This is a genomic window from Ornithinibacter aureus (assembly GCF_009858245.1).
In the GTDB taxonomy this organism is placed as follows: Bacteria; Actinomycetota; Actinomycetes; order Actinomycetales; family Dermatophilaceae; genus Fodinibacter; species Fodinibacter aureus.
On the sequence record NZ_VMSB01000001.1, the window covers coordinates 2,397,848 to 2,423,066 of the forward strand.

The 25,219-nt window shown below is 70.3% G+C and carries 27 protein-coding genes; 25 read left to right on the plus strand and 2 right to left on the minus strand.

What is annotated here, in order from left to right; translation table 11 throughout:
• Positions 1 to 16: 16 nt before the first annotated feature.
• From gnd to C8E84_RS11465, 14 genes are all read left to right on the plus strand, one after another.
• Positions 17 to 1,087 (plus strand): phosphogluconate dehydrogenase (NAD(+)-dependent, decarboxylating), encoded by a 1,071-nt coding sequence (gnd, locus tag C8E84_RS11400; RefSeq protein ID WP_159902237.1) that lies wholly within the window; start codon positions 17 to 19, stop codon positions 1,085 to 1,087.
• A 6-nt stretch (positions 1,088 to 1,093) separates the two neighbouring features.
• Positions 1,094 to 2,299, plus strand: a complete 1,206-nt coding sequence (gene recF / locus C8E84_RS11405) for a DNA replication/repair protein RecF (RefSeq protein WP_159902239.1) — start codon at positions 1,094 to 1,096, stop codon at positions 2,297 to 2,299.
• 82 nt (positions 2,300 to 2,381) lie between these two features.
• On the plus strand, positions 2,382 to 2,921 hold the full coding sequence (locus tag C8E84_RS11410; RefSeq protein WP_425495967.1) for a DciA family protein: 540 nt from the start codon (positions 2,382 to 2,384) through the stop codon (positions 2,919 to 2,921).
• 197 nt (positions 2,922 to 3,118) lie between these two features.
• A complete protein-coding gene (locus tag C8E84_RS11415; RefSeq protein WP_159902243.1) occupies positions 3,119 to 3,385 on the plus strand; it encodes a DUF1801 domain-containing protein in 267 nt (88 codons plus the stop codon).
• 212 nt (positions 3,386 to 3,597) lie between these two features.
• The gene (locus tag C8E84_RS11420) at positions 3,598 to 4,341 is read left to right on the plus strand and encodes an enoyl-CoA hydratase-related protein (protein WP_159902245.1); all 744 of its coding nucleotides are present in this window, start codon (positions 3,598 to 3,600) and stop codon (positions 4,339 to 4,341) included.
• A gap of 226 nt (positions 4,342 to 4,567) precedes the next feature.
• Positions 4,568 to 4,957 (plus strand): 2Fe-2S iron-sulfur cluster-binding protein, encoded by a 390-nt coding sequence (locus C8E84_RS11425; protein ID WP_159902247.1) that lies wholly within the window; start codon positions 4,568 to 4,570, stop codon positions 4,955 to 4,957.
• A complete protein-coding gene (locus C8E84_RS11430) occupies positions 4,957 to 5,871 on the plus strand; it encodes a catechol 2,3-dioxygenase (RefSeq protein ID WP_159902249.1) in 915 nt (304 codons plus the stop codon). Before C8E84_RS11425 ends, C8E84_RS11430 begins: the two co-directional genes overlap by 1 nt.
• 117 nt (positions 5,872 to 5,988) lie before the next feature.
• On the plus strand, positions 5,989 to 6,438 hold the full coding sequence (locus tag C8E84_RS11435) for a GlcG/HbpS family heme-binding protein (protein WP_159902251.1): 450 nt from the start codon (positions 5,989 to 5,991) through the stop codon (positions 6,436 to 6,438).
• The gene (locus tag C8E84_RS11440) at positions 6,435 to 6,875 is read left to right on the plus strand and encodes a hypothetical protein (protein WP_159902253.1); all 441 of its coding nucleotides are present in this window, start codon (positions 6,435 to 6,437) and stop codon (positions 6,873 to 6,875) included. Before C8E84_RS11435 ends, C8E84_RS11440 begins: the two co-directional genes overlap by 4 nt.
• A gap of 117 nt (positions 6,876 to 6,992) precedes the next feature.
• Complete coding sequence (locus C8E84_RS11445; RefSeq protein ID WP_159902255.1) at positions 6,993 to 7,997, plus strand: ferritin family protein; 1,005 nt, start codon at positions 6,993 to 6,995, stop codon at positions 7,995 to 7,997.
• 18 nt (positions 7,998 to 8,015) lie between these two features.
• The gene (locus C8E84_RS11450) at positions 8,016 to 8,306 is read left to right on the plus strand and encodes an MmoB/DmpM family protein (protein ID WP_159902257.1); all 291 of its coding nucleotides are present in this window, start codon (positions 8,016 to 8,018) and stop codon (positions 8,304 to 8,306) included.
• A 15-nt stretch (positions 8,307 to 8,321) separates the two neighbouring features.
• Positions 8,322 to 9,863 carry a YHS domain-containing protein gene (locus C8E84_RS11455; protein WP_159902259.1) on the plus strand — a complete coding sequence of 514 codons (1,542 nt, stop codon included), beginning with the start codon at positions 8,322 to 8,324 and terminating at the stop codon, positions 9,861 to 9,863.
• Positions 9,864 to 9,868: 5 nt separating this feature from the next.
• Positions 9,869 to 10,195: a phenol hydroxylase subunit P4 gene (locus tag C8E84_RS11460; RefSeq protein ID WP_159902261.1), complete on the plus strand. Its 327-nt coding sequence runs from the start codon at positions 9,869 to 9,871 to the stop codon at positions 10,193 to 10,195.
• A gap of 158 nt (positions 10,196 to 10,353) precedes the next feature.
• Positions 10,354 to 11,448 carry an NADH:ubiquinone reductase (Na(+)-transporting) subunit F gene (locus C8E84_RS11465; protein WP_159902263.1) on the plus strand — a complete coding sequence of 365 codons (1,095 nt, stop codon included), beginning with the start codon at positions 10,354 to 10,356 and terminating at the stop codon, positions 11,446 to 11,448.
• An 80-nt stretch (positions 11,449 to 11,528) separates the two neighbouring features.
• On the opposite strand, the gene C8E84_RS11470 is transcribed toward C8E84_RS11465, so the two are convergent.
• Positions 11,529 to 12,275 (minus strand): IclR family transcriptional regulator, encoded by a 747-nt coding sequence (locus tag C8E84_RS11470; protein ID WP_211675505.1) that lies wholly within the window; start codon positions 12,273 to 12,275, stop codon positions 11,529 to 11,531.
• A 99-nt stretch (positions 12,276 to 12,374) separates the two neighbouring features.
• Between C8E84_RS11470 and C8E84_RS11475 the strand changes: the two genes are divergently transcribed.
• The 10 genes from C8E84_RS11475 to C8E84_RS11520 all read left to right on the plus strand — a co-directional run bounded on the left by C8E84_RS11475 (position 12,375) and on the right by C8E84_RS11520 (position 21,967).
• Entirely contained in the window at positions 12,375 to 13,184 is an 810-nt protein-coding gene (locus tag C8E84_RS11475) for an IclR family transcriptional regulator (RefSeq protein ID WP_159902267.1), read from the plus strand.
• Between the two features lie 242 nt (positions 13,185 to 13,426).
• Entirely contained in the window at positions 13,427 to 14,209 is a 783-nt protein-coding gene (locus C8E84_RS11480; protein WP_246196904.1) for a 2-keto-4-pentenoate hydratase, read from the plus strand.
• 26 nt (positions 14,210 to 14,235) lie between these two features.
• The gene (locus C8E84_RS11485) at positions 14,236 to 15,261 is read left to right on the plus strand and encodes an acetaldehyde dehydrogenase (acetylating) (protein WP_159902268.1); all 1,026 of its coding nucleotides are present in this window, start codon (positions 14,236 to 14,238) and stop codon (positions 15,259 to 15,261) included.
• 1 nt (position 15,262) lies between these two features.
• Positions 15,263 to 16,411, plus strand: a complete 1,149-nt coding sequence (gene dmpG, locus C8E84_RS11490; protein WP_159902270.1) for a 4-hydroxy-2-oxovalerate aldolase — start codon at positions 15,263 to 15,265, stop codon at positions 16,409 to 16,411.
• A complete protein-coding gene (locus tag C8E84_RS11495) occupies positions 16,411 to 17,259 on the plus strand; it encodes a 2-keto-4-pentenoate hydratase (protein ID WP_211675507.1) in 849 nt (282 codons plus the stop codon). The genes dmpG and C8E84_RS11495 overlap by 1 nt, the downstream gene beginning before the upstream one ends.
• A 5-nt stretch (positions 17,260 to 17,264) precedes the next feature.
• Complete coding sequence (locus tag C8E84_RS11500) at positions 17,265 to 17,480, plus strand: tautomerase family protein (protein WP_159902272.1); 216 nt, start codon at positions 17,265 to 17,267, stop codon at positions 17,478 to 17,480.
• Positions 17,481 to 17,544: 64 nt separating this feature from the next.
• Positions 17,545 to 18,990: an aldehyde dehydrogenase gene (locus tag C8E84_RS11505; RefSeq protein WP_159902273.1), complete on the plus strand. Its 1,446-nt coding sequence runs from the start codon at positions 17,545 to 17,547 to the stop codon at positions 18,988 to 18,990.
• A gap of 193 nt (positions 18,991 to 19,183) precedes the next feature.
• Entirely contained in the window at positions 19,184 to 20,761 is a 1,578-nt protein-coding gene (locus C8E84_RS11510; protein WP_159902274.1) for a protealysin inhibitor emfourin, read from the plus strand.
• A 58-nt stretch (positions 20,762 to 20,819) separates the two neighbouring features.
• Complete coding sequence (locus C8E84_RS11515; RefSeq protein ID WP_159902275.1) at positions 20,820 to 21,308, plus strand: acyl-CoA thioesterase; 489 nt, start codon at positions 20,820 to 20,822, stop codon at positions 21,306 to 21,308.
• Positions 21,309 to 21,349: 41 nt separating this feature from the next.
• Positions 21,350 to 21,967, plus strand: a complete 618-nt coding sequence (locus C8E84_RS11520; RefSeq protein WP_159902276.1) for a GNAT family N-acetyltransferase — start codon at positions 21,350 to 21,352, stop codon at positions 21,965 to 21,967.
• A gap of 88 nt (positions 21,968 to 22,055) precedes the next feature.
• On the opposite strand, the gene C8E84_RS11525 is transcribed toward C8E84_RS11520, so the two are convergent.
• Complete coding sequence (locus C8E84_RS11525; protein ID WP_159902277.1) at positions 22,056 to 22,754, minus strand: hypothetical protein; 699 nt, start codon at positions 22,752 to 22,754, stop codon at positions 22,056 to 22,058.
• 348 nt (positions 22,755 to 23,102) lie between these two features.
• Between C8E84_RS11525 and gyrB the strand changes: the two genes are divergently transcribed.
• Positions 23,103 to 25,172 carry a DNA topoisomerase (ATP-hydrolyzing) subunit B gene (gene gyrB, locus C8E84_RS11530; protein WP_211675509.1) on the plus strand — a complete coding sequence of 690 codons (2,070 nt, stop codon included), beginning with the start codon at positions 23,103 to 23,105 and terminating at the stop codon, positions 25,170 to 25,172.
• Positions 25,173 to 25,219: the final 47 nt, after the last annotated feature.

A 25,219-nucleotide genomic window follows, 5' to 3' on the forward strand; every position in this document is an offset into this window, starting at 1 on the left:
CACGAGGAGTCACGACATGCAGCTGGGTCTGGTCGGTCTGGGCAAGATGGGTGGCAACATGCGCGAGCGGATCCGCCGCGCAGGCCACGAGGTCGTGGGGTACGACCGCAACAAGGCGGTGTCCGATGCGTCGTCCCTCGCGGACATGGTGCGCAGGCTCGACGCTCCGCGGGTGGTCTGGGTGATGGTGCCGCACGGTGCCCCGACCCGCGACACCGTCGCCAAGCTCGCCGACATCCTCGACAAGGGTGACCTCGTCATCGACGGAGGCAACAGCAAGTACACCGAGGACTTCGAGAACGAGAAGCTGCTCAAGGCCAAGGGCATCGGCTACCTCGACTGTGGTGTCTCCGGTGGCATCTGGGGCCTGGACAACGGGTACGGCCTGATGGTCGGGGGGACCGCCGCCAACGTGAAGAAGGCGATGCCGATCTTCGACGCGCTGCGCCCCGAGGGCCCGCGCGACGAGGGGTTCGTGCACGCCGGCAAGGTGGGTGCCGGGCACTACACGAAGATGGTGCACAACGGCATCGAGTACGGCCTGATGCACGCCTATGCCGAGGGCTACGAGCTGCTCGAGAAGAAGGACATCGTCGAGAACGTGCCGGGGGCGTTCAAGGCGTGGAGCCGCGGCACCGTCGTGCGCTCCTGGCTGCTCGACCTCATGGTCAAGGCGCTCGAGGAGAACCCGGGCCTGGCCGACGTCTCGGACTACACCACCGACTCCGGCGAGGGACGCTGGACCGTCGAGGAGGCGATCAACCTCGGTGTGCCGATGCCGGTGATCTCCGCGTCGCTGTTCGCCCGGTTCGCCTCCCGCCAGCAGGTCTCCCCGACGATGCAGGCCGTCGCCGCCCTGCGCGGGGAGTTCGGTGGGCACCAGGTGATGACCACCGCCGAGGGTGAGGCCCTGCGGGCCGGCACGCCGGAGCCGGCCGGTGCCGCCGCGGTCACGAAGAAGGCAGCGGCCAAGGAGAAGGCCCCGCGCACCGCGGAGGCGGCCGCTGCCAAGGGTCGCGAGGCCGCCGCGGCCGGCCCGTCGTCCGGTGCGGGATCCACGCGAAAGCGTGCCGCCACGAAGAGCTGATCCCGGGTGCATGTCCGGCACCTGAGCGTCGTCGACTTCCGCAGCTACACCTCGGCCGAGCTCCCGCTCGAACCCGGGGTGACCACGCTGGTGGGCCTGAACGGGCAGGGCAAGACCAACCTCGTCGAGGCCCTGGGGTACCTGGCCTCGTTGTCGAGCCACCGGGTCGCCACCGACGCCCCGCTCGTGCGCTTCGGCGCGAGCCAGGCAGTCATCCGCGGTGCGGTCGTGCGCGACGGGCGCGAGAGCATGATCGAGCTCGAGATCAACCCCGGTCGCGCCAACCGGGCCAGGCTGAACCGCTCACCCCTGACCCGCCCGCGGGACGTGCTCGGCACCCTGCGGACCGTGCTGTTCGCCCCCGAGGACCTCGCCCTGGTCAAGGGTGATCCCGGTGAGCGCCGGCGCTTCCTCGATGACCTGCTCGTGGCCCGCCAGCCCCGGTGGGCCGGGGTGCGCTCGGACTACGACAAGATCCTGCGCCAACGCGGAGCCCTGCTGAAGTCCGCCGCCCCCGTGCTGCGGCGAGGCGGTCGCCGAGGTGCGCGCACGGCATCCGATCTGGGCAGTGAGGCTGCGGCCCAACGAGATTCGGCGCTGCACACGCTCGACGTCTGGGACTCACAGCTGGCCGGCGCCGGGTCGCACCTGCTGTACGCACGGCTGCGGCTGCTGCGTGACCTCGGCCCGTTCCTCGCCGCGGCCTACGACGAGGTCAGTGCCGGGCCGGCGAACGCGACGCTGACGTACAAGTCGTCGCTGCGCGCCGCGACGGCCGAGCGGATCGCGGCCGGGGAGGTGCCCGAGGTCGACGAGCTCGAGAGCGAGATCCTCGCGACGCTGGCCGAGGTGCGGGCGCAGGAGATCGAGCGGGGGGTCTGCCTGGTCGGGCCGCAGCGCGACGACGTCATCCTGGGGCTCGGCGAGCTGCCGGCCAAGGGGTACGCCAGCCACGGCGAGAGCTGGTCGTTCGCGCTCGGGCTGAAGCTCGCGGCGTACCAGCTGCTGCGCACCGACATCGGGGACGACCCCGTGCTGGTGCTCGACGACGTGTTCGCCGAGCTCGACACCGGGCGGCGCGAGCGGTTGGCCGCGATGGTGGCGGACTGCGAGCAGGTGATCATCACCGCCGCGGTGCCCGCCGACGTGCCGACCGACCTGGTGGGGCGCACGTTCTCGGTGACGCTGGGGTCGGTGAGTGAACGTGCCTGACCCCTCATTCGACCCTTTATCGGGTGACCCGATACCTCCGCACATCGAGGGACAACGCTTGTCGGGTGAAGAAGGGGATTCCCTGGCAGAGTCCCCTCCGAGCCTGGATGATCCCGAGCACGGGACATGTGGGGATGCCGGGGAGGCGGCGGCTGCGGCGCTCGCCAGGGCGCGGGCGGCCGCCAAGGCCAAGGGGTTGCGGCCTGGTCTGCGCCCGCGCCGACGGGTCAAGGACGTGCCGGTCGGGGAGCGCACGAGCACCGGTCGCGACCCGAAGCTGCTCGGCGAGCAGCTCGACCAGTTCGTCGTCGAGCGGGGGTGGGCCGTTGACGTGGCCGTCGGGGCGGTGATCGGGCGGTGGCCGCAGATCGTCGGGCCCGAGATCGCGCTGCACTGCGCCCCGGTGGTGTTCGAGGACGGTGTGCTCACGGTGCGGGCCGACTCCACGGCGTGGGCCACCCAGCTGCGGCTGCTCTCCTCGAGCCTGCTGGCGCGCCTGGCCGAGGACGTCGGTGAGGGCACGGTCAGTGAGCTCCGGGTGCTGGGGCCGGGGGCACCGTCGTGGTCTCGCGGGCAGCGCCGGGCCAACGACGGCCGGGGCCCGCGTGACACCTACGGCTGACAAACCCCAGACTGCCAGCGCTGCCGCGACTGCCGGCGACGTCTTGCACTCCAGCCACCTGTACGCCCCTGCCTTCCCAGCACTGCCGGCGACGTCTTGCACTCGTGCCACCCGTCCCACCCGACTTCGTGCGAGTTCGGTGCGCTGAATCGCCTGATTCGCGCCCGAAACCGCACGCACGTCGCACGAAGTCGGGGATGCGGGGGCAGGAGGGGATCTCGTACTCGATGCCGGTCTTCCTGCTCGACGGCAAGCGTCTGCTGCACGCCGCTCCCTGGAAGGCGCACCTGGCGATCTATCCGCTGTCCGAGGAGCGCGACCTCGACCCCCAGGCCGCGGCGGCGTTGGCTGACCACAGCTCCGGTGCCAGCACGCTGAAGCTGCTCTACAAGCAGCCCTTCCCGACCGAGCAGGTCGATGCCGTGGTGCGCGCCCACCTGGCGCGGCTCGCCGACGGCCGCTGACTCCTCCCGACTTCGTGCGGCGTGCGTGCGGTTCGGTCGCGAATCGGGCGTTCTGACGCACCGAAGTCGCACGAAGTCGGGGAGGTAGGTGGCTGGGCTGCAATACGTCGCAGGCAGCCGTGAGCAGTCGGGGGTGTGGCGGTGGCTGGAGTGCAAGAAGTCGCGGGTGGTGAGGTGGCTGGAGTGCAAGAAGTCGGGGCTAGGGTCGGGGCGTGAGCGACGCACTGGTGCACCGGGACGACGACGACCGCATCGCCGTCATCACCCTCGACTCCCCGGCCAACCGCAACGCGCTGTCGCGACGCCTCATCGCCGAGCTGACCAACCACCTCACCGAGGCCGGCGCCGACGAGTCGCTGCACGGCATCCTGCTGCGCAGTTCGCACCCGGTGTTCTGCGCCGGCGCGGACCTCAAGGAGGCGGCGACCGTCGACATGGTCGAGTCCGCGCGCGGCATCATCGCCCTCCAACGGGCCATCGTTTCCGCGCCGGTGCCGGTCGTCACCCGGCTCGATGGACCCGTGCGCGCCGGCGGCCTCGGGCTCGTGGCGTCCAGCGACATCGTCGTGTGCGCCGACTCGGTCGCGGTCGCGCTCACCGAGGTGCGACTGGGCCTTGCGGCCGCCGTCATCTCCATCCCGTTGCGCGCCAGCCTCAGCCCGCGCGCGGCATCCGACTGGTTCCTCACCGGTCGCCCCGTGAGCGCCACCGAAGCCCGCGACCAGGGCCTGGTCACGCACGTCGCCACCGCAGACGAGATGGATGCCGTCGTCGCCGGAGTGCTCGATCACCTGCGCGCGGGTGCCCGGCAGGGTCTCGTCGAGGCCAAACGCCTGCTCACCCACGACCTGCTGGCGCAGTTCGACAGCCGCGGTGACGAGTTGGCACGACTCTCCGGGCTGCTCTTCCACTCGGAGGTCGCCCAGCAGCGAATGGCCGCCGCGCTGCGCCGCTGAGGCGCCATGTACCTGCAGTGACCTATTGGTCGATCTGGGTACGGGCCGGGCGGTGACTGAGCGGACGGCGGGTCGGTGATTGCGGGGACGGCCGGGCGGTGACCGCGCGCACGGGCGGGGTGCTGACGTTCCTCTCCACGGAACGTGGGTGGTTCCACCCCCCGCACCCCGCGACTCTCAATGTGAGCGACATGGCGTCGCCACCACTGAGCGCAAGGGAGCGGCAGTGCCGACCGTGACGATCCACCCCACGGGCGAGGTCATCTACCTCGAGCCCGGAGAGACCGTGCTCAGCGGTCTGTACAAGGCGGGTTTCGCGTACACGGTGGGATGCCGTCGCGGCGGCTGCGCGATCTGCAAGGTCGACTGCCGCTCGGGTCAGTTCCGCTACGACCACCCCGTCGCCGACACGGTGCTCACCGAGGACGAACACCTCGACGGCACCTGCCTGACGTGCCGGGCCGTGCCCGACACCGACATCACGATCGAGCTGCGGGGCGAGAACGTCCGTCTCGTCAACACCTTCCTGCACATGATCAACGACAAGGCCCGGCAGCGCGCCGAGGCCAACGCAGCCGCGCGCCTGATGGCCGGCACCACCCCCAAGGAGCAGTAATGGCAGTCATGAGGTTGGGCTACGCCCACGTCCGCGTCACCGACCTGGCCGAGGCCAAGGACCACTACGCCAACACGATGGGCCTGTACGAAACTCTCTCCGAGGGCAACAAGGTCTACTACAAGGCCTGGGACGAGTGGGACCACCACTCGGTCGTCCTCGAGGAGGGCGGCGTCGGCCTGGTCAAGTACGGCTGGAAGGTGCAGTACTCCTCCGACATCGACGAGATCGAGAAGAAGGCCCAGACCTTCGGCGTCACCGTCGAGCGGATGAGCAAGGGCGAGAACCCCGAGATCGGGGACGGCATCCGGTTCACCACCCCCTCCGACCACGTCTTCGAGATCTACCACGAGGCCACCCTCATCGGCACCGAGGTCGGCACGCACAACCCTGACGCCTTCCCCCGCCACCTCGTCGGTGTCGGGGTCCCGGCGCTGGACCACTCGCTCATCACGGCCGAGGACCCCGGGATGATGGACCGTTTCCTCAGCGACGTCTTCGGCTTCTACGCCACCGAGCGGGTGCAGACCAGCCTCGACGACGACGCCGACATCATCGCGACCTGGATGACGAACTCCATCCAGATCCACCAGCTCGCCGTGCTCGCCGGCCCGCAGGGCAAGCTGCACCACTTCGCCTTCCGCCTCGCCGACTGGACCGAGGTCGGCCGCGCCGCGGACCTGTTCTCCATGGACGACGTGCCGATCGACATCGGCCCGACCCGGCACGGCATCACCCGCGGCCAGACCGTCTACTTCTTCGACCCCTCGGGAAACCGCAACGAGGTGTTCTCCGGCGGCTACCTGGCCTACCCGGACCGCCCGATGCACGTCTGGACCCCCGACGCGCTGGGCAAGGGCGTGTTCTACCACGCCCGCGAGCTCAACGACGCATTCACCTCTGTCCTGACCTGATCGACCCCGTCGTCACGGTGACGGCGGCCCACGAACCGGCCGCCGTCACCGCGATCGCCCCTGCCCGCACGCCCTCGCCCGCACACCCAAGATCGTTCGCGCCGAAGGAGAGCACCGATGTTGGTCCGCACCCACCACGACCTCACGTATGCCGGGGCCCGGGTCGCGCTCGACGCGGCCCTGGTGCGGGCCGGCGAGATCGGCGGGGCCTTCAACATCGCGGTGTCCGACAGCACCGGCGGCTTGCTCGCCTTCGCACGGATGGACGGCGCCTTCGCCATCTCCGGCGCCATCGCGCAGGACAAGGCGTGGACCGTGGCCGGCTTCAACGGCATCCCCACCGACGAGTTCTACGAGGCGATCTCCTCCGAGGATGCCGTGCGCGAGGGCATCGCCCAGCGTGGCCGGGTCGCCGCCTTCGGCGGCGGGGTCCCCGTGCTCGTCGACGGTGCGCTCGTCGGGGCGGTCGGCGCTTCCGGCGGCTCGGCCGAGCAGGACAAGCAGGTCGCCACGGCTGGCGCGGATGCCGTCGCCGCCGCACTCACGCACGGAGAGGACACCCCATGACCCCGTTCATGCTCCGGGTCGCCGAGATCGTCGGCACCCCGCAGGACCAGCTTCCCGAGCTCGACGAGCTCGCCCCGATGCCCGAGACCCGGATCAGCCAGCGGATCGCCACCGGCACCGGAGCCGACCGCCAGGTCGCCATCCGCTCGCTCGCCGAGCAGCTCGTCAGCGAGGCCAACGCCATCCTCGGCCAGGCCGACGACCGGCTCCAGCTCGTCGACGAGACCCTCCCGCACGAGCTGGCCTTCAGCGTGACCCATGCCGGGCGAGCGGCCCGCGTGTCGACGACGTTCGAGGACGGCGCGGCATACGGGCGTCTTGTCGGCGACGGCTTCGAGTCCGAGCTGCCCCACGAGCTCGACGGGCCCGACGCCCTGCCCGACCTCATCGTGCGCCTGCTCGTGGAGTCGGGCGTCACCCACCCCCACGTTCGCTGACCCGCCGCACCAGCCACCGGCCCGGGAAGCCCACCGGCGACCGCCCCACTCGCGGCAGCCGACCACCTTCGACCACCTCGTCACACCGATCCGCAGGACCCGCCCCGAGGAGGCACCGTGCAGTACGAGCTCCGAACCCAGGTCATCGAGCCGCCACGAAAGACGTTCACCCACCTCGTCGAGCGCTACGGCGACCGCCCGGCATCCCGCTACGAGGAGGGCTCCATCGGCATCCAGCCGAAGGAGAACTTTCACTACCGGCCGCTGTGGGACCCCGCCCACGACATCTACGACGAGGCGTTCAGCGCGTTCCGGCTCACCGACCCGTACTCGTTCACGGACCCGCGCCAGTACTACTACGCCCCGTACGTCACCTCCCGGGCGGCGATGGCGGATGCGGTGGCCTCCACGCTCGACTACCTCGACAAGCGCGACCTCCTCTCCCGGATGCCGGACGCCTGGTCCGCGCTCATGGGTGAGCTCCTCGTGCCGCTGCGTCACTACGAGTCGGGCGCCCAGATGGTCTCGTGCGACATCGCGCGCTTCGGCTTCGGCACGACCATCACCCAGTGCGCCGCCTATGCGGCTTTCGACCGGATCGGCAACGCCCAGGCCGTCAGCCGGATCGGGATCGCCCTCGACGGGGGCACCGCCGCACTGCTCGGTGAGGCCAAGACCCGATGGGTCGAGGACGCCCCGCTGCAGGGGCTGCGCCGCTGCATGGAGGAGCTCTTCCTCGAGAAGGACTGGGGCAAGGCCCTCATCCGCCTCGACGTCCTCGACCGGCTCGTCTACGGGCTGTTCTTCGGTCACCTCGACGATGCCGCCATCGACGCCGGCGCCGGGTCGTACAGCCTGTTCGCCCAGCACCAGGCGTCGTGGTTCACCGACCAGCGCAAGTGGGTCGACGCCCTGTACAAGGCATGGGTGGCCGACCCCGAGACGGGTGCTGCGAACAAGGCGCTCCTCGTGGCCACCACGACCGAGGCGCTCGCAGCCGCACGTGCAGCCATCGCCCCGCTCGCCGCCCGTGCCGACGAGCTCGTCGGTGCCGGTGCTGCCGCCCACGTCGAGGCCACCGCCACCACCGTCCGTGACACGGTCGCGGCGCTGACCGCCTGACCCCGGAAGGAGGACACGATGAGCACCACCGCCTCCACCCGCACCGTCGGTGTGGACATCCAGGAGAGCGAGGCCAACCGCTCGGTCGTCGAGGCCATCGAGGCCACGAACGACGGCTGCACGGTTCAGCACATGCCGGGGCTCGTGCGGATCACCGCACCCGGTCGCCTCGTCGTCACCCGCGAGTCGGTCGAGGAACGCCTCGGCCGCGAGTGGGAGACCCACGAGTTCCAGCTCGCCATCGTGAGCTACTTCGGGCACATCAAGGAATGGGATGACGACGAGATCGTCATCGCCTGGGACCACTGAGAAAGGCTGGCTGACATGACGATCGCCCCCAAGGCCCCGCGCAGGCTGACGATGAAGCAGCGCTATGAGGCGCTGACCCGAGACCTCGACTGGGAGCCCTCCTACGTCGAGCGTTCGGACGTCTTTCCCCACACCGAGTTCGAGGGCATCAAGATCCACGACTGGAGCAAGTGGGAGGACCCGTTCCGCCTCACCGTCGACTCGTACACCAAGTACCAGGCCGAGAAGGACAAGCGCCTGTATGCCGTGCTCGACGGGTTCGCCCAGAGCCAGGGTCACCTCTCCCTGACCGAGGCCTCCTACCTCAACGCGATGAAGCTCTTCATCCAGGGTGTGACGCCGCTGGAGTACGCGGCCCACCGCAACTTCGCCTACCTCGCGCGTCACCTCGACGGTCCCGGCCCGCGGTTCGCAGCCCTGTGCCAGTCGATCGACGAGATGCGGCACACGCAGACCGAGATCCACACGCTCAGCAACTACAACAAGTACTACGGCGGTTTCCACAACTACCTCGAGCAGTACGACCGGGTCTGGTACCTGTCGGTGCCGAAGTCGTTCTTCGACGACGCCCTGTCGGCCGGGCCGTTCGAGTTCCTCATCGCCATCGGCTTCTCCTTCGAGTACCTGCTGACCAACCTGCTGTTCGTACCCTTCATGTCGGGTGCCTCGTTCAACGGCGACCTGCCGACGATGACCTTCGGCTTCTCGGCGCAGTCCGACGAGTCGCGGCACATGACCTTGGGCCTCGAGGCGATCAAGTTCCTGCTCGAGCAGGACGAGGCCAACGTGCCGATCGTCCAGGCGTGGATCGACAAGTGGTTCTGGCGCGGCTACCGGGTCACCGCCCTGGTCGCCCAGATGCTCGACTACATGCTGCCGCGCAAGGTCATGAGCTGGAAGGAGGCCTTCGAGCTCTACTTCGAGGAGCAGATGCTCGGTGGCCTGTTCCAGGACCTGGCGTTCTACGGCATCCGCCCGCCCATGCACGTGGACGACGCCATCGCCGAGAAGGAGATCCTCTCCCACCAGGTGTACTGGACCCTCTACCAGTTCTCGCACGCGGCGGCCTTCACGACGACCGTGCCCGACGCGGGCGCGCAGAAGTGGCTCTCGGAGAACTACACCGAGACGTTCGACCAGCTCTACAAGCCGCTGTGGGACAAGGAGGCCAAGAACATCGAGGCCGGCGGGCGGCACTTCGCGCGCGGTCTGCCCCAGCTGTGCCAGGTCTGCCAGGTGCCGATGCTCTTCACCGAGCCCGGCGACCCGACGACGCTGTGCCAGCGCGAGTCGGTCTACAACGGCGAGAAGTTCCAGACCTGCTCCGACGGGTGCCAGTGGATCTTCGAGCGCGAGCCCGAGAAGTACGTGCAGGCGTGGCTGCCGGTGCACCAGATCTACCAGGGCAACTGCGGCGGGCCGACGGTGCCCGACGTGCTGACCTGGTACGGCATCCAGGACGGCGACGGCGGCGAGTACAAGGGCTCGGTCGACGACAGGAACTGGCAGAAGTGGCACGACGCCGCGGACCACTCCAACATCGGATCGGAGGGCTGATCACCATGGCCGTCAAGAGCATCGGCACGTACGACTTCCCGTCCCGCTCCCGCCAGGAGCTGTACGGCGACGACCAGCTCGTGCACCTGTGGTTCCAGGGCAACATGTGGTTCTGCGCCGCGGCGTGCTTCCGGGCCCCCAAGGCGATGACCTGGGGTGACTTCTGGAACGGGCTCGTCGTGCCCTACGCCGAGGAGGACCCGGACTTCGATCCGGCGGCGCAGCGGGTGTGGACCCTGCACGGCGAGCAGTTCACGCCGCGCGATGACCAGACCCTCGAGGAGATCGGCGTCGAGCACAAGGACGTCATCGGGATGCGCGTCGTCGCCTGACCCGCGTCGCGCACTGGTTCTCCGACTTCGTGCGATGTGACCACGGCCTCCGGCCCGAGATGGCCAAGAACCGCAGGTAGGTCGCACGAAGTCGGAGACAGCTGTCGGCAGATCCGACGACGTCATCGAGTCAGGAGCAATCGAGTGAGTGAGCAGCCATGACCCAGACCCACACGATCACCGTCGAGCCGCTCGGCCGCGAGGTGCAGTGCCGGGAGGACCAGTCGATCCTCGACGCCTGCCTGCGCGCCGGGGTCTGGTTGCCGCACTCGTGCACCCACGGCACCTGCGCGACGTGCAAGGCCGATGTCGTCGACGGCGAGGTCGACCACGGTGCGGCGAGCTCGTTCGCGCTCATGGACTACGAGCGCGACGAGGGCAAGCTGCTGCCGTGCGTGGCCTGCCCGCGCTCCGACGTGGTGATCGAGGCCGACATCGACGTCGACGAGAGCGTGCCCGTGCACCCGGTGCAGGACTTCACCGGCACCGTCGTGGCCCTCGAGGAGATCGCGCTGCAGACCCGGCGCCTCGTCGTCGAGCTCGACCGCGACATCGCGTTCAACGCCGGGCAGTACCTGAAGTTCTCGGTGCCGGCTCGGGACGGGCTCCCGGTCGTGGACCGCACCTGGTCGATCGCCTCACCGCCCACCGAGACCCGACGGCTGGAGTTCCACGTGCGCAACGTGCCCGGAGGCCGGGGCACCGACGGCTGGGTGTTCGGTGGCCTGTCGGTCGGGGATGCCGTGAGCGTCTCGGGGCCCTACGGTCGCTTCGTGCTCAAGATCGATGACGACCGCCCGGCCATCCTCGTCGGGGGCGGCACGGGCCTGGCGCCCCTGAAGTCGATGATCCGGCATGCGCTGGAGAACGACGCGTATGCCGGTCACCTCACCCTCTACCAGGGCGGTCGGAGCAGGGAGTGGCTCTACGACGTGGAGTACTTCCAGGCACTGGCGGCGCAGCACCCCGATCGGTTCACCTACCGACCGTGCCTGTCCGAGGAGACGCAGGCCGACTGCGGAAGTGACGCCACGGCATACGGCTTCGGCATGGTGACCGACGTCATCGCTGCCGACCACCCGACGTTGTCGGGGTCCTCGGGGTACCTGTGCGGCCCTCCGCCGATGGTCGAGGCCGCGCTGAAGACGTTGATGTCCAAGCGGCTCTTCCCGCGCGACATCCACCGCGAGGACTTCTTCAACGAGGGCGACAAGGAGTCGGGCGCCGTCCGCTCCCCCCTCATCAAGCGCTGAGATCCTGGCCGAGAGTGCGGACGTGGTCGCTCTGGCGACCACGTCCGCACCCACGGCGAGGTCACGGCATCCGGATGCCGTCAGAGGCCGGACTCGCGCAGGACGCGGCTCAGGGTGAACGCCGCGGTGCGCACCGCCGGTCCGAGGGTTCCCGGGTCGACGGCCTTCGTCGGGCCGGTCACCGACAGACCGGCGCGGACCCTGCGGTCGGCGCCGAACACGGGGGCGGCCACGCACGACACCCCGACGTGCGACTCCTCGAGGTCCATGGCCATGCCCACCGAGCGGATCTTGCGCAGCTCCCGGGTCAAGCCCCCGGGGGTGGTGATCGTGCGCGGGGTCAGCCGCGGCAGCCCGGCATCGATGCGGGCCCGCACGGTCGCGGCCGGGCTGTACGCGAGGATCGCCTTCCCCACCCCGGTCGCGTGCGCGGGGAAGCGACCGCCCGTGCGTGAGGCCACGTCGGCACCGCTCGACCCCAGGATCTCGACGTAGACGACGTCGACTCCCTCGAGCACCGCGAGGTGGATGCGCTGGCGGGTCACCTCGCGAAGGTCCTCCATGATCGGCAGGGCCGCCTCGGACAGCGTGCGGTGCGTCGGCACGAGCTCGCCACGTTCGAACAGCCACATCCCGAGCCGGTAGCCCTCCCCGGACGGGCCGGCGTCCTGGCGCTCGAGCACCCGCAGGGCCACGAGTTCGGCGACGATCCGGTGCACGCTCGACTTGGGCAGCCCGGTGCGCCGCGACAGCTCGGCGAGGGACAGCACGGGGTCACGGTCGTCGAACGCCCCGACGATCGCGGCGGCGCGTGCGAGCAACGACACCGGGGGCTCGTTCCGCTCAGTGGAACGCATTCGTTGATCGAACCATGCGCCGGGCCGCAGTGTCATCGCATCGGCCCACTCGGCAAAGGAGCCCAAGGCATGTCGATCGTTGCTCAGGACCAGGCGTGGTGCGCCACGACCCCCAAGCGTTCCCAGGCCGTCGACGCCCACGGCTCCGCGCTGAAGTCCGTGGGCAGCGCCCTCGACGTGCTCGAGTGCTTCGCGACCGACGGCGAGCTGGGGGTCTCCGACATCGCCCGCCGCCTCGGGGTCGCGAAGTCGACGGCGCACCGGCTGCTGCAGACCCTGGCCAGCCGCGGGTTCGTCGAGCAGGACACCCACTCGGGTCAGTACCGCCTCGGCATCCACATCTACGAGCTCGGCGAGCTGGCCCTGGCCCGCAACCAGTTGCGCCACGCGGCCCTGCCGATCCTGCGCCAGGTCGCGGCTGCGACGGGGCTCACCGTGAACCTCTCGGTGCCCGACGGCCCGGACATCGTCTTCGTCGAGCGCATCGAGAACAGCGACGGGGTGCGCATCCTCGGGCACTTCGGGCGCCGGCTGCCCGCCCACACGACGAGCAGCGGCAAGGCGATCGCCGCCTGGAACACCGGGGCGGATGCCGCGCGTCGCCGCGCCGGGTTCCCCCCTCGGGTCAGCCGCACGGTGCGCACCGAGGCCGACTGGGACCGCTGCCTGGAGTCGGTGCGCAAGGTCGGCTACGCGGTGTCACACAGCGAGTCCTTCGACGGGGCGTCCTCGGTGGCGGTGCCCGTCATCGTGCACCGCGAGGCCATCGCGTCGATCTCCGTGTTCGGCCCGACCGAGGCCATCGAGCCGAAGGTCGACCGCTTCGTCCCCGTGCTCGTCGCCGCGAGCCGTCGCATCGCCCGCGCGCACACCGCCTGAACAGCTGGACCGGCCTGATCCGCCGGCTGGCCGCGCTGCAGCCCAGTCGAGGAGTCAAGACATGCCCGGGATCCGGGCGCGAGCCCGGCATGTCTCGACCCCTCGACTCCAGGGGCCCGGATGCCGTGCGCGTTCCCGGGAGCGGAACGTCGGGGGCGCGGCGCTCGCGGCATCCGTAGCGTCATCACCGTCAGCAGCAGAGCGTCGCCATCGACTGCCAGGCCCCACCCGAGAGGAACCCCGTGGACCACGAGACCCGCACGCTGGTGGCCGGTCGGCTGCTCGCGGCCTACGAGTCCCGGGAGCCGCTCGAGCCGCTCACCTCGACCTACGAGGGTATGACCCTCGAGGACTCCTACGCCATCCAGCTGCTCCAGATCGAGCAGCGCCTGGCCGCCGGGCGCACCGTGCAGGGTCACAAGGTCGGCCTGACGAGCGCAGCGATGCAGCGGCTGCTCGGGGTCACCGAGCCCGACTACGGCCACCTGCTCGACGACTTCTTCCACCTCGAGCACATGCCGATCCCGGTGGGCACCTTCCTCCAGCCGCGGGTCGAGCCCGAGATCGCCTTCGTGCTCAAGAAGCCGCTCAAGGGCCCCGGCGTCACGGCCCACGAGGCCCTGCGCGCCGTCGACTTCGTCCTGCCGGCCCTCGAGATCGTCGACAGCCGCATCCGCGACTGGACGATCGGACTGCTCGACACCATCGCCGACAACGCGAGCTCGGGTGCCGTCGTGCTCGGCTCCACCCCCACCGCCGTGGATGCCGTGGACCTTCGCCTTGCGGGGGCGACCTTCCACCGCAACGGCCAGGTCGTCGGCACCGGGGCGGGCGGGGCCGTGCTCGGCTCGCCGCTGAACTCCCTGGTCTGGCTCGCCAACACCGTCGGCGCCCGCGGCATCACCCTCGAGGCGGGCCACGTCGTCCTTCCCGGGGCCGTGTGCGCCATGGCCCCCGTCGCTGTCGGCGACACCTTCACCGCGACGTTCGCCGGGCTCGGCAGCGTCACCGCCCGGTTCGTCTGAACCACCCCGATCGCCGAAGGAGCACCATGTCCACCCCTGCGAGGACCAAGGGCACCGCCGCCATCGTCGGGCCCGGCAACATCGGCACCGACCTGATGTTCAAGCTCATGCGCCGCAGCGACGTGCTCGACCCGCGCTGGATGATCGGGGTCGACCCGGCATCCGACGGTCTGCGTCGCGCGACGTCGCTCGGCCTCGAGGCCAGCCACGAGGGCGTCGACTGGCTGCTCGCCCAGGACGAGCTTCCCGACATCGTCTTCGAGTGCACCTCCGCCAAGGCGCACGAGGCGAACGCCCCGCGCTACGCCGAGGCCGGCATCCTCGCCGTCGACCTGACCCCCGCAGCCGTCGGCCCGTACCTGTGCCCCCCGGTCAACCTCGACTTCAACGTCGACGCGATGAACGTCAACATGATCACCTGCGGCGGGCAGGCCACGACCCCGATGGTCAAGGCCGTCTCCTCGGTCGTGCCAGTCCCCTACGCCGAGATCGTCGCGAGCATCTCGAGCAAGTCCGCCGGCCCGGGCACCCGAGCCAACATCGACGAGTTCACCGAGACCACCTCGGCGGCCCTCGAGGTCGTCGGCGGCGCCGACCGCGGCAAGGCGATCATCATCCTCAACCCCGTCGAGCCGCCGCTGATGATGCGCAACTCGGTCTTCTGCGCCATCCCCGCCGAGGCCGGCGAGCCGGGCCCGCTCCTGGACGCCATCCTCGAGTCGATCCACGCGATGGTCGCCCAGGTGCAGGACTACGTTCCCGGCTACGCCCTGCGCGCAGACCCCCAGTTCGACCACGCCCGCGACCTCTGGCAGGGCATGGCCCGGGTGTTCGTGCCGATCGAGGTCAAGGGCCGCGGCGACTACCTGCCCGACTACGCCGGCAACCTCGACATCATCACCGCGGCCGCCGCGCGGGTCGGCGACATCATGGTCGCCCACCGCCTCGGTGTCGCCTCGACCTGGAAGTCGTCGAGCGACCTCGGCGAGCTGCCCGGCCCCACCGACCCCCTCGTCGGCGCAGGCGCCGGCGCCCAGAAGGCAGGAGCCTGACATGGGTGACATGACCATCCGCCCCGAGGACGCCCCCGTCGTCACGACCGAGGTCACCGAGACCGACGTCCTCACCCACACCCCCACCGGGGGCGGGCTGCGCGACCTGCGGATCACCGACTCCACGCTGCGCGACGGTTCGCACGCCATGCAGCACCAGTTCACCGAGGAGCAGGTGCGCGGTGTCGTGCACGCCCTCGACAAGGCCGGTGTCGAGGTGATCGAGGTCAGCCACGGCGACGGCCTCGGCGGCTCGAGCTTCAACTACGGCTTCTCCAAGGTCGACGAGATGAAGCTCATCGCCGCCGCCGTCGAGGAGGCCACCCAGGCCAAGATCGCCATCCTCATGCTGCCCGGCCTCGGCACCGTGCACGAGCTGAAGAAGGCGCACGCCGCCGGTGCCTCGGTCGCCCGCATCGCGACCCACTGCACCGAGGCCGACGTCTCGCTCCAGCACTTCGCCGCGGCCCGCGCGCTCGGCATGGAGACCGTCGGCTTCCTCATGCTCAGCCACAAGGCCTCGCCCGCGAAGCTCGCCGAGCAGGCCCGGATCATGGTGGATGCCGGGGCCCAGTGCGTCTACGTCGTCGACTCCGCGGGTGCTCTCGTCCTCACCGACGCCCAGGAGCGCATCCAGGCCGTCATCGACGAGATCGGCCCGCAGGCGCAGGTCGGTTTCCACGGCCACCAGAACCTCAGCCTGGGCATCGCCAACTCGGTGCTCGCCTACCTGGCTGGTGCCAAGCAGATCGACGGTGCGCTGTGCGCCCTCGGCGCCGGGGCCGGCAACAGCCCCACCGAGGTGCTCGCCGCGACCTTCGAGCGGATGGGCATCCGCACCGGGGTCGACCTCGGTGAGGTGCTCTCGGCCGCGGACGACGTCGTCAAGCCGTTCATTCCCCGCCTGCCGTGGATGGACCGCGCCTCGATCACCCAGGGCTACGCCGGGGTGTACTCCTCGTTCCTGCTGCACGCCGAGCGGGCCGCCGCCCGCTACGAGGTGCCCGCCCACGAGATCCTCCAGAAGGTCGGCGAGTACGGCTACGTCGGCGGCCAGGAGGACATGATCATCGACATCGCGCTCCAGCTCGCCGAGGAGAAGAACCAGCTCGTCGAGCTCGGGGACCTCGCCGGGATGGGGGTGCGCTGATGGGTGACCACACGGCATCCGACGTGGCCAGCACGGCATCCGGCGTGGGCGCGGCCCCGGAAGGTGGGTGGGACGTCGAGTCCGTCGCCGCCGAGCTCCTGCGCTGCGAGGACGAGCGCCGCGAGCGCGAGCCGTTCACCGACGAGTGGCCGGGGCTCGACCTCGACACCGGCTATGCGATCCAGGACCTCAACCTCGCCAAGCGCCTCGAGCGCGGCGAGAAGCTCATCGGCGTCAAGCTGGGCCTGACGAGCCGGGCCAAGCAGCAGCGGATGGGTGTGCACTTCCCGTTCGTCGCGTGGCTGACCGACGCGATGGTGCTGCCGGTCGGCGACCCGGTGCCCCAGGGAAAGCTCATCCACCCGCGCATCGAGCCCGAGATCGTCTTCGTCATGGGCGAGCGCCTCGAGGGCCCGGGCATCACGTGTGCCCAGGCGATGAGCGCGGTTGAGTCGGTGTGGGGCGGCGCCGAGGTCATCGACAGCCGCTACAGCAACTTCCGCTTCACCGCCGGTGACGTCGCCGCCGACAACGCCTCCTCCGGTGCCTTCGTCACCGGCCCGATCGGCCTCCCCCCGAGCGAGGTCGACCTCGCCCTCGAGGCGGTGCTCGTCGAGGTCGACGGTGTCGTCGTCGACTCGGCGACCGGCGCCGCCGTGCAGGGCCACCCCGGGGAGGCGCTCGCGCTCGCCGCGAACGACCTCGCCCGTCGCGGCCACGCCATCGAGGCGGGCTGGATCGTCCTCACCGGCGGCATGACGGATGCCGTGTTCGCACCTCCCGGGTCGAGCACCGCCCTGCACTTCACCAACCTCGGTTCGGTGTTCCTCAACGGCGGGGAAGGCTGATCGCCATGCCGCTCATCGAGGTGACCCTGGCCGAAGGTCGCACGCCGGTGCAGATCCGCACCCTCATCTCCGCCCTCACCCACGCCGCCGCAGAGGCGGTCGACGCCCCGGTCGACAGCATCCGGGTCGTCATCCGCGAGGTACCTCCGACGCACTGGGGTGCCGGTGACGTCACCATCGCCGAACGCCGCGGGGCACCCGACCCGCGCGCGGGCACCTGAGCCGGCCCCCGGCATCCGCACCGCTGTTCCCACCCAACACACCCCCACCGCAGAAGGTGAACCCATGAGCGAGCTCCAGTTCTTCGGCCACATCATCGACAACGAGGAGGTCGAGTCGATCGACGGCAAGCGCTTCGACGTCTGGAACCCGTGGACGCGGGAGGTGTGGGCCCAGGCGGCCGAGGCGTCGGAGAAGGATGCCGAGCGTGCCATCGAGAGTGCGCGGCGCGCCTTCGACGAGGGTCCGTGGCCGCGGATGGGCCGGGCCGAGCGGGCCAAGGCCATCCACCGGCTGGCAGACCTCATGGAGGAGCGCGCCGACGACCTCGCGCGGATGGACTCCACGAACATGGCCAAGCCGTTCGAGCAGGCCAAGCACGACGTGGCGCGCTCGGTGTGGAACTTCCGGTTCTTCGCCGACCACCAGCGCGACGCCGTCGGCGAGGTCTACCCGATGGACTCGGGCCACCACACGTACAGCGAGTTCGGCCCGGCCGGGGTCGTCGCGGCGATCAGCCCGTGGAACTTCCCGCTGATGATGGCGTCGTGGAAGATCGCGCCGGCGATCGCGTGGGGCAATACCTGCATCATCAAGCCGTCGGAGGACACGCCGGCGTCGGTGACGCTGCTCGGGCGCCTGGCCGTCGAGGCCGGCTTCCCGCCCGGCGTGCTCAACGTCGTCAACGGCTTCGGGGCACCCGCCGGGGCGACGCTCACCGGTGACGACCGGGTCGACCGGGTGACCTTCACCGGGTCCTCGACGACGGGCAGGTACGTCATGGCGTCGGCGGCGACGCACCTGGCGCCGGTGTCGCTCGAGCTGGGCGGCAAGGGCGCGAACATCGTCTTCGAGGACGCCGACATCGACAACGCCATCCACTGGGCGGTCGAGGCGATCTTCCGCAACGCCGGGCAGATCTGCCTCGCGGGGTCGCGGCTGTTCGTGCACTCCTCGCTGTACGAGTCGTTCATGGAGCGGTTCGTCACGGCGGCCGAGGCACTGACCATCGGCGACCCGTTCGACCCGGCGACGACGTTCTCGTCGCTGGCGAGCAAGCGGCACTTCGACAAGGTCGCCTCGTACGTGGAGTCGGCCCGTGAGCTCGGTGGCACGATCCGCACCGGCGGGGTCGCCGAGGACGGCACCTGGGTGGTGCGCCCGACGATCATCGACGGACTCGCCCTGGATGCCGCTCCCTACTGCGAGGAGATCTTCGGCCCGGTGTGCGTCGTCAACTCCTTCGACACCGAGGAGGAGGTCGTGCACCTCGCCAACGACACCCGGTACGGGCTCAACGCGATGCTCTTCACCGAGAACCTGTCGCGGGCGCACCGGGTGGCCTCGAAGCTGCGGGCCGGCACGGTGTGGGTGAACTGCTTCTTCATCCGCGACCTGCGCACGCCGTTCGGAGGCGTCGGCGACTCGGGTGTCGGGCGCGAGGGTGGCAACTTCTCGCGGGAGTTCTTCACCGAGCCCAAGGCCGTCGTGATGCAGATCGACCGCGGCTGACCCAGCCCGTACCCACATCGACCAATAGGTCAGTCGGGGTACGCCCCGGAGGCACGGCCCGTACCCAGATCGACCAATAGGTCACCGGAGGTACGCGCCCCGACCGGGCCGGCGTACCTGGAGTGACCTATTGGACGATGTCGGGACGCTCCTTCGGGTCGCGGCTGTCGGTGGGTCGGGGCAGGCTGGCCGTATGCCGTCCGCTCAGCACCCGTCGCCGTCCCACCCGCCGCTGTCCGTACCTCCCCAGGCATCGCCTCCGACCGACCGCCCGTTCTCCGCGCCCGCCCAGGCGTCGGCACCGCCGCAGCCGCCGCACCCGCCGGTGTGCACGATCGTGCCGCCGTACCTCCTCGAGGCGCTGGCCTCCTCGGACGACCCGCACGTCGCCGCGCACGCCCAGGCCACGCTCGACGTCGATGCCGAGCTGCGCGAGGCCCGCGGCATCGAGCTGCGCCCCTCGAGCGCCGCACCCAGGCGCAAGAAGCGACCGCCGCGCCCGGCGCGCGGCACCGCCGACGCGCCGCAGCGAGCCATCCACGACGCCGAGCGGGGCACCACCCTTCCCGGCACCCTCGTGCGCAGCGAGGGCGACGCCGACACCGGTGACCGTGAGGTCCGTGAGGCCTACGACGGGCTCGGCGCCACCTGGGACCTCTGGCAGGACACCTACGGCCGCAACTCCCTCGACGGCCGCGGCCTGCCCCTCATCGCCACGGTGCACTTCAGCCGCGACTACGACAACGCCTTCTGGGACGGCACCCAGATGGTCTTCGGCGACGGTGACGGCGTGGTCTTCCTGCCCTTCACCCGCAGCCTCGACGTCATCGGCCACGAGCTCGCGCACGGCGTCACCCAGTTCACCTCGGGCCTGAACTACCAGGACCAGTCCGGTGCCCTCAACGAGTCGGTCTCCGACGTCTTCGGGGTGCTCGTCAAGCAGCGCCTGCTCGGTCAGAGCACCGACCAGGCCGACTGGCTCATCGGCGCCGACCTGCTCGGCCCCGACGTCAAGGGTGTCGCGATCCGCTCGATGGCCGCCCCCGGCACCGCCTACGACGACCCGCGCCTGGGACGCGACCCGCAGCCGGGCCACATGCGCGACTACGTCGACACCCAGGACGACAACGGCGGCGTCCACATCAACTCCGGCATCCCGAACAAGGCTTTCCACGTCGTCGCGACCACGCTCGGCGGCAACGCCTGGGAGGCCGCCGGACAGGTCTGGTTCGACACCATCACCGGCGACATCAGCGCCGACTGCGACTTCGAGACCTTCGCCGCGCTCACGGTCAAGGCCGCCACAGCCCGCCACGGGGCTGGGTCCGAGGTGGTCGCCGCCGTGCGCGCGGGCTGGGTCGCGGTCGGTCTCGCGGATGCCGTCGCCCAGCCTGACGCGGACCCCTCACCGTCCGGGGGCGGCCAGGGCTCCCCCGCCACACCGTCCAGCCCGGCGGAGCCCGCGCCGAAGAAGCCGACCTCGGGCACGCAGGTCAACGTCCGTCGCACCGGAGGATTCGCGGGTCGCACCGTGGAGCGCACGGTCACCCTCGGTGAGCTGCCGCAGGCTGATGCCAAGGCCTGGCGGTCCCTCCTGGCCGATGACCACCTGCCGGCGCTCGCGGGCCGGGCCTCCGGCGGCTCCCGGATGCCCGACAGCTTCTGCTACGGCGTGCGGTGCGACGCCCCGCCGATCGACGTCGAGCTGCCCGAGCCGCACCTCACCGACGAGGTGCGCACCCTGCTCGAGCGCACCCTGGCCGCCGACTGACGCCAGCGACTGACGCGGCCGACTGACCACCCCGACCACCCGGCATACGATCGGCGCCATGAGCGAGCCCGACCCGCGCACCCTGCGCCGCACCGACTTCGACGCCGTGCGCCCCGTGCCCACCCGCTGGTCGGACAACGACATGTTCGGCCACCTCAACAATGCGGTCTACCTCGAGCTGTTCGACAGCGTCCTCAACGGGTGGATGCAGGAGGAGACCGGCATCGACGAGATGGTCGCGCCCACCCTCGGGGTCGTCGCCGAGACGAGCTGCCGCTACTACCGCGAGGTCGCCTTCCCGACCACGCTCGACGTCGGGGTGCGCGCCAAGCGGATCGGCACCACCAGCGTCGTCTTCGAGTTCGGGGTCTTCTCCCCCGGGGTCGACGAGATCGCCGCGCACGGCCTGTGGGCGCAGGTCTACGTCGACCGCGAGACGCGTCGCCCGGTTCCGATCCCGGATGCCGTGCGCAAACACCTCGAGGCCGCCGTCACCGCCCGCGCCGCCCGTGCTGCCACCCCCGACACTGCCGGGAGCCCGCGCTGAGCACGAACGGTGCGCCCCGGCATCCGGTCGCCGACCTGCTCGTGCATGCCTGGCGCGGCCCACGCGACGACGTCGACGGGTCGTGGCAGCGCGTCGCGCCGTGGCACCCGCGGGCGCACGCCGTCGTCGCGGTGACCGGGCGCGCCATGATCACCGCGCCCGACGACGTCAGCGACGCCGACCTCGAGGCCCTCGGGGTCGACGGCTTCGGCCAGGCGCACGACCCGCGCGTGATGACCCGCCTCGCAGGCCCGACCGGGTGGGTCGACGTGTTGGATGCCGTGCTGCTCGCCTCGGGCACCGGGTCGCCGGACCCGCGCGTCGTGCCGCGCCCGGACCTCATCGACCACCCGCGGGTGCGCCACGCGGTGCCGATCCGCAGCGACGTGCGGGTGTACGGCTTCGAGGGTGACGACGAGTCGGTGCTGACCCTCGGGGTCGGGCTCGGCGGCCTCGCGGAAATGAGTCTTCAGGTGGGGCCGAACCGCCGCGGTCAGGGCCTGGGCACGGTGCTGGCCGCTGCCGCCAGGGGCCTGGTGCCGTTCGACGAGCCGGTCGTGGCGTGCGTGTCACCCGCGAACGTGCCGAGCCTGCGGGCGCTGCTGAGCGCCGGGTTCGACCCCGTCGGCTCCGTGCAGGTCTACCTCCCCGACCGCTGACCGAGGCCTTCGGGCACTGGCACCTCGGGGCATCTCAAGGGCCGCAGCGAGCGTTCCCTGCTCAGGTGGAGCGCAAGCCCACCATTGCTCAGGCGGCGCTGAGCGTGGAGAGCAGGGTGTCCGCCACGGCATCCGCGGCCGTCTCGTCGACGTGCGACACGGAGATGGTGACGAAGCCGTTGGGACCACCGACCACGATCGAGCGCCCCTTGATGTCCAACTGGCCGTTCGTCAGCGAGTACGGCACGAGGATGGCCGGCCCGAGGGGGGTGGTCTCGTCGCTCGGGGTGCCGGGCGTCGCGCCGACCGAGCTGAGCTCGGAGGCCAGCTTGGCCGCGGGCGGCAACTCGGACAGCACGTTCGGCAGGACGTTGACGTTCGGGGCGAAGTTGCCGTCCACCGGGCCGATCACCATGAGGTCCATGCCCTTCAGGCCCTGGGCGAACTGCTCCTGCGTGACGCCCATCGCCTTGAGCATCTGGTCGACGGTGGGGTTGCTCTCACCCGCGAGCACCTTCTCGGCATCGATCGATGTCCAGTCGTCAGGGACGGCGAAGCGCAACCCGGACTCGGTCGCGGTCACCCAGCGTGAGTCGGCGGGAAGCTCGACCGCCCCGGCGGCCGACGGCGATGCGGATGCCGTCGCCTCCCCCGCCGGCGACGTCGAGCTGGTCGTCGTCCCCGACTCCTGTGCCGGGGTGTCGCCACCAGAACAACCGGTCAGCGCCCCCAGCCCCACCAGAGCAGCAGCCGACCCGGACACCAGAACGCGCAGTGATCCCCTCATGCCGAGAACCCTACAGCCGCGCCGGTGACGGCGCCCGCGAAAGGGGCGCGGACGGCATCCGATGAAGGCGGTTCAGCGGCCTCAGGGGGTCCGGTTGCGTGTCGGGGGTCGAGACAGCCCCCCTTTTCGCGGGAAAAGTGCCTCCACGGGCCTCTCTGAGGCATCCTGTGTCGCTCTCGGGCGGTAGACTGGAGGCTGATTTCGCGCCCAAGGCGTCTGACGCCCTTGGGCGCGCGCCATGTGTCCCGCCGGGCGTCTCCGACGGGGCCAGCCGATGAATGGAGACCCGTGGCGGACCAGCAGTCAGAGAGCACCCCTGAGGGCACCGAGCCGACCGATCCGACTGAGGTGACGGAGCAGAGCGAGGCCCCGACCTCGAACGGCGAGTCATACGACGCCGGCTCGATCACCGTGCTCGAGGGCCTGGAGGCGGTGCGCAAGCGCCCCGGCATGTACATCGGCTCCACCGGCGAGCGCGGCCTGCACCACCTCGTGTGGGAGATCGTCGACAACGCGGTCGATGAGGCCCTGGCCGGGTACGCCGACACCATCGACGTCACGCTCATGGAGAACGGCGCCGTGCGCGTCAAGGACAACGGGCGCGGCATCCCCACCGACATGCACCCGACCGAGGGCGTCAGCGCCGTCGAGCTCGTGCTCACCCAGCTGCACGCCGGCGGCAAGTTCGGCGGCGGCGGGTACAAGGTCTCCGGTGGTCTGCACGGTGTGGGCTCCTCCGTCGTCAACGCGCTGTCGACCCGCCTCGACGTGTGCGTGCGCCAGAAGGGGCACGCGTTCCGGATGTCGTTCGACCACGGTGTGCCCGTCGCGCCGCTGGAGATGATGGAGCAGACCGACCGCACCGGCACCACCATCACCTACTGGGCCAACCCCGAGATCTTCGAGACGGTCACCTACGACTACGAGACGATCCGCGCCCGCTTCCAGCAGATGGCCTTCCTCAACAAGGGCCTGACGATCAATCTGGTCGACGAGCGCGTGGTGGCCACGGCATCCGCCGACGGTGAGCCCGACCTCGACGGCGTCGACGCCGACATCGCGCTCGTGCAGGACGACGAGGATGCCGCGGCGGGTGGGGAGGTCAAGCAGACCACCGCACGCTCGGTGTCCTACCGCTACGAGAACGGCCTGGTCGACTACGTCAACCACCTCGTGTCGTCGAAGAAGACCGAGAAGGTGCACGACGACGTCATCTCGATCGAGGTCGAGGACGTCGAGCGCAGCCTCTCGCTCGAGCTCGCCATGCAGTGGACCACCTCGTACTCCGAGTCGGTGCACACCTACGCGAACACGATCAACACGCACGAGGGCGGCACCCACGAGGAGGGCTTCCGCGCGGCGATGACCAAGCTCGTCAACGACTTCGCGCGCAAGCAGAACCAGCTCAAGGACAAGGACGACAACCTCACCGGTGACGACGTGCGCGAGGGGCTGACCGCGGTCATCTCGGTCAAGCTCGGCGAGCCGCAGTTCGAGGGGCAGACCAAGACCAAGCTCGGCAACTCCGAGGTCAAGGGCTTCGTGCAGCGGGCCATGACCGACGAGTTCGGGGCCTGGCTGGACAGCCACCCGAACGAGGGCCGCGAGATCGTCCGCAAGGCGATCCAGGCCTCGGCCGCACGCCTGGCTGCGCGCAAGGCGCGCGAGGCCACCCGCAAGCGGGTGCTGGAGAGCGGTGGTCTGCCGGGAAAGCTGCGCGACTGCCAGGCCAAGGACCCGGCCGTCTCCGAGGTGTTCATCGTCGAGGGTGACTCGGCCGGTGGGTCGGCAGTGCGCGGGCGCAACCCGCACAACCAGGCGATCCTGCCGATCCGCGGCAAGATCCTCAACGTCGAGCGGGCCCGGCTCGACAAGGCCCTGGGCAACCAGGAGGTCCAGGCCCTGATCTCGGCGTTCGGCACCGGCATCGGTGAGGACTTCGACATCGAGAAGGCCAGGTACCACAAGATCGTGCTGATGGCCGATGCCGACGTCGACGGCATGCACATCCGCACGCTGCTGCTGACCCTGCTGTTCCGGTTCATGAAGCCGCTCATCGAGGCCGGCTACGTCTACCTCGCGCAGCCGCCGCTGTTCCGCCTGAAGTGGAGCAACGCCCCGCACCAGTTCGCGTTCACCGACCGCGAGCGCGACGCGATGATCGCCGACGGTCAGAGCAAGGGCTGGCGCCTGCCCAAGGACAACCCGATCCAGCGGTACAAGGGTCTGGGTGAGATGGACTACCAGGAGCTGTGGGAGACCACGATGGACCCGGCCGAGCGGGTGCTGCTCCAGGTCACCCTCGACGACGCCGCGGCGGCCGACGAGATCTTCTCGATCCTCATGGGTGAGGACGTCGAGTCCCGCCGCGGGTTCATCCAGCGCAACGCGCGCGACGTCCGCTTCCTCGACATCTGAACCCCTGAACTTTCCCGCCCGATGCCGAAAGGTTCACCGTCGCCCCG

Bases quoted from the DNA above. Each gene is read 5' to 3' on its own strand.
- gnd (WP_159902237.1), top strand. From the start codon at position 17: ATGCAGCTGGGTCTGGTCGGTCTGGGCAAGATGGGTGGCAACATGCGC.
- C8E84_RS11415 (WP_159902243.1), top strand. From the start codon at position 3,119: ATGCGGGGGCAGGAGGGGATCTCGTACTCGATGCCGGTCTTCCTGCTC.
- C8E84_RS11430 (WP_159902249.1), top strand. From the start codon at position 4,957: ATGGCAGTCATGAGGTTGGGCTACGCCCACGTCCGCGTCACCGACCTG.
- C8E84_RS11435 (WP_159902251.1), top strand. From the start codon at position 5,989: ATGTTGGTCCGCACCCACCACGACCTCACGTATGCCGGGGCCCGGGTC.
- C8E84_RS11440 (WP_159902253.1), top strand. From the start codon at position 6,435: ATGACCCCGTTCATGCTCCGGGTCGCCGAGATCGTCGGCACCCCGCAG.
- C8E84_RS11450 (WP_159902257.1), top strand. From the start codon at position 8,016: ATGAGCACCACCGCCTCCACCCGCACCGTCGGTGTGGACATCCAGGAG.
- C8E84_RS11455 (WP_159902259.1), top strand. From the start codon at position 8,322: ATGACGATCGCCCCCAAGGCCCCGCGCAGGCTGACGATGAAGCAGCGC.
- C8E84_RS11460 (WP_159902261.1), top strand. From the start codon at position 9,869: ATGGCCGTCAAGAGCATCGGCACGTACGACTTCCCGTCCCGCTCCCGC.
- C8E84_RS11465 (WP_159902263.1), top strand. From the start codon at position 10,354: ATGACCCAGACCCACACGATCACCGTCGAGCCGCTCGGCCGCGAGGTG.
- C8E84_RS11475 (WP_159902267.1), top strand. From the start codon at position 12,375: ATGTCGATCGTTGCTCAGGACCAGGCGTGGTGCGCCACGACCCCCAAG.
- C8E84_RS11485 (WP_159902268.1), top strand. From the start codon at position 14,236: ATGTCCACCCCTGCGAGGACCAAGGGCACCGCCGCCATCGTCGGGCCC.
- dmpG (WP_159902270.1), top strand. From the start codon at position 15,263: ATGGGTGACATGACCATCCGCCCCGAGGACGCCCCCGTCGTCACGACC.
- C8E84_RS11495 (WP_211675507.1), top strand. From the start codon at position 16,411: ATGGGTGACCACACGGCATCCGACGTGGCCAGCACGGCATCCGGCGTG.
- C8E84_RS11500 (WP_159902272.1), top strand. From the start codon at position 17,265: ATGCCGCTCATCGAGGTGACCCTGGCCGAAGGTCGCACGCCGGTGCAG.
- C8E84_RS11505 (WP_159902273.1), top strand. From the start codon at position 17,545: ATGAGCGAGCTCCAGTTCTTCGGCCACATCATCGACAACGAGGAGGTC.
- C8E84_RS11510 (WP_159902274.1), top strand. From the start codon at position 19,184: ATGCCGTCCGCTCAGCACCCGTCGCCGTCCCACCCGCCGCTGTCCGTA.
- C8E84_RS11515 (WP_159902275.1), top strand. From the start codon at position 20,820: ATGAGCGAGCCCGACCCGCGCACCCTGCGCCGCACCGACTTCGACGCC.
- C8E84_RS11525 (WP_159902277.1), bottom strand. From the start codon at position 22,754: ATGAGGGGATCACTGCGCGTTCTGGTGTCCGGGTCGGCTGCTGCTCTG.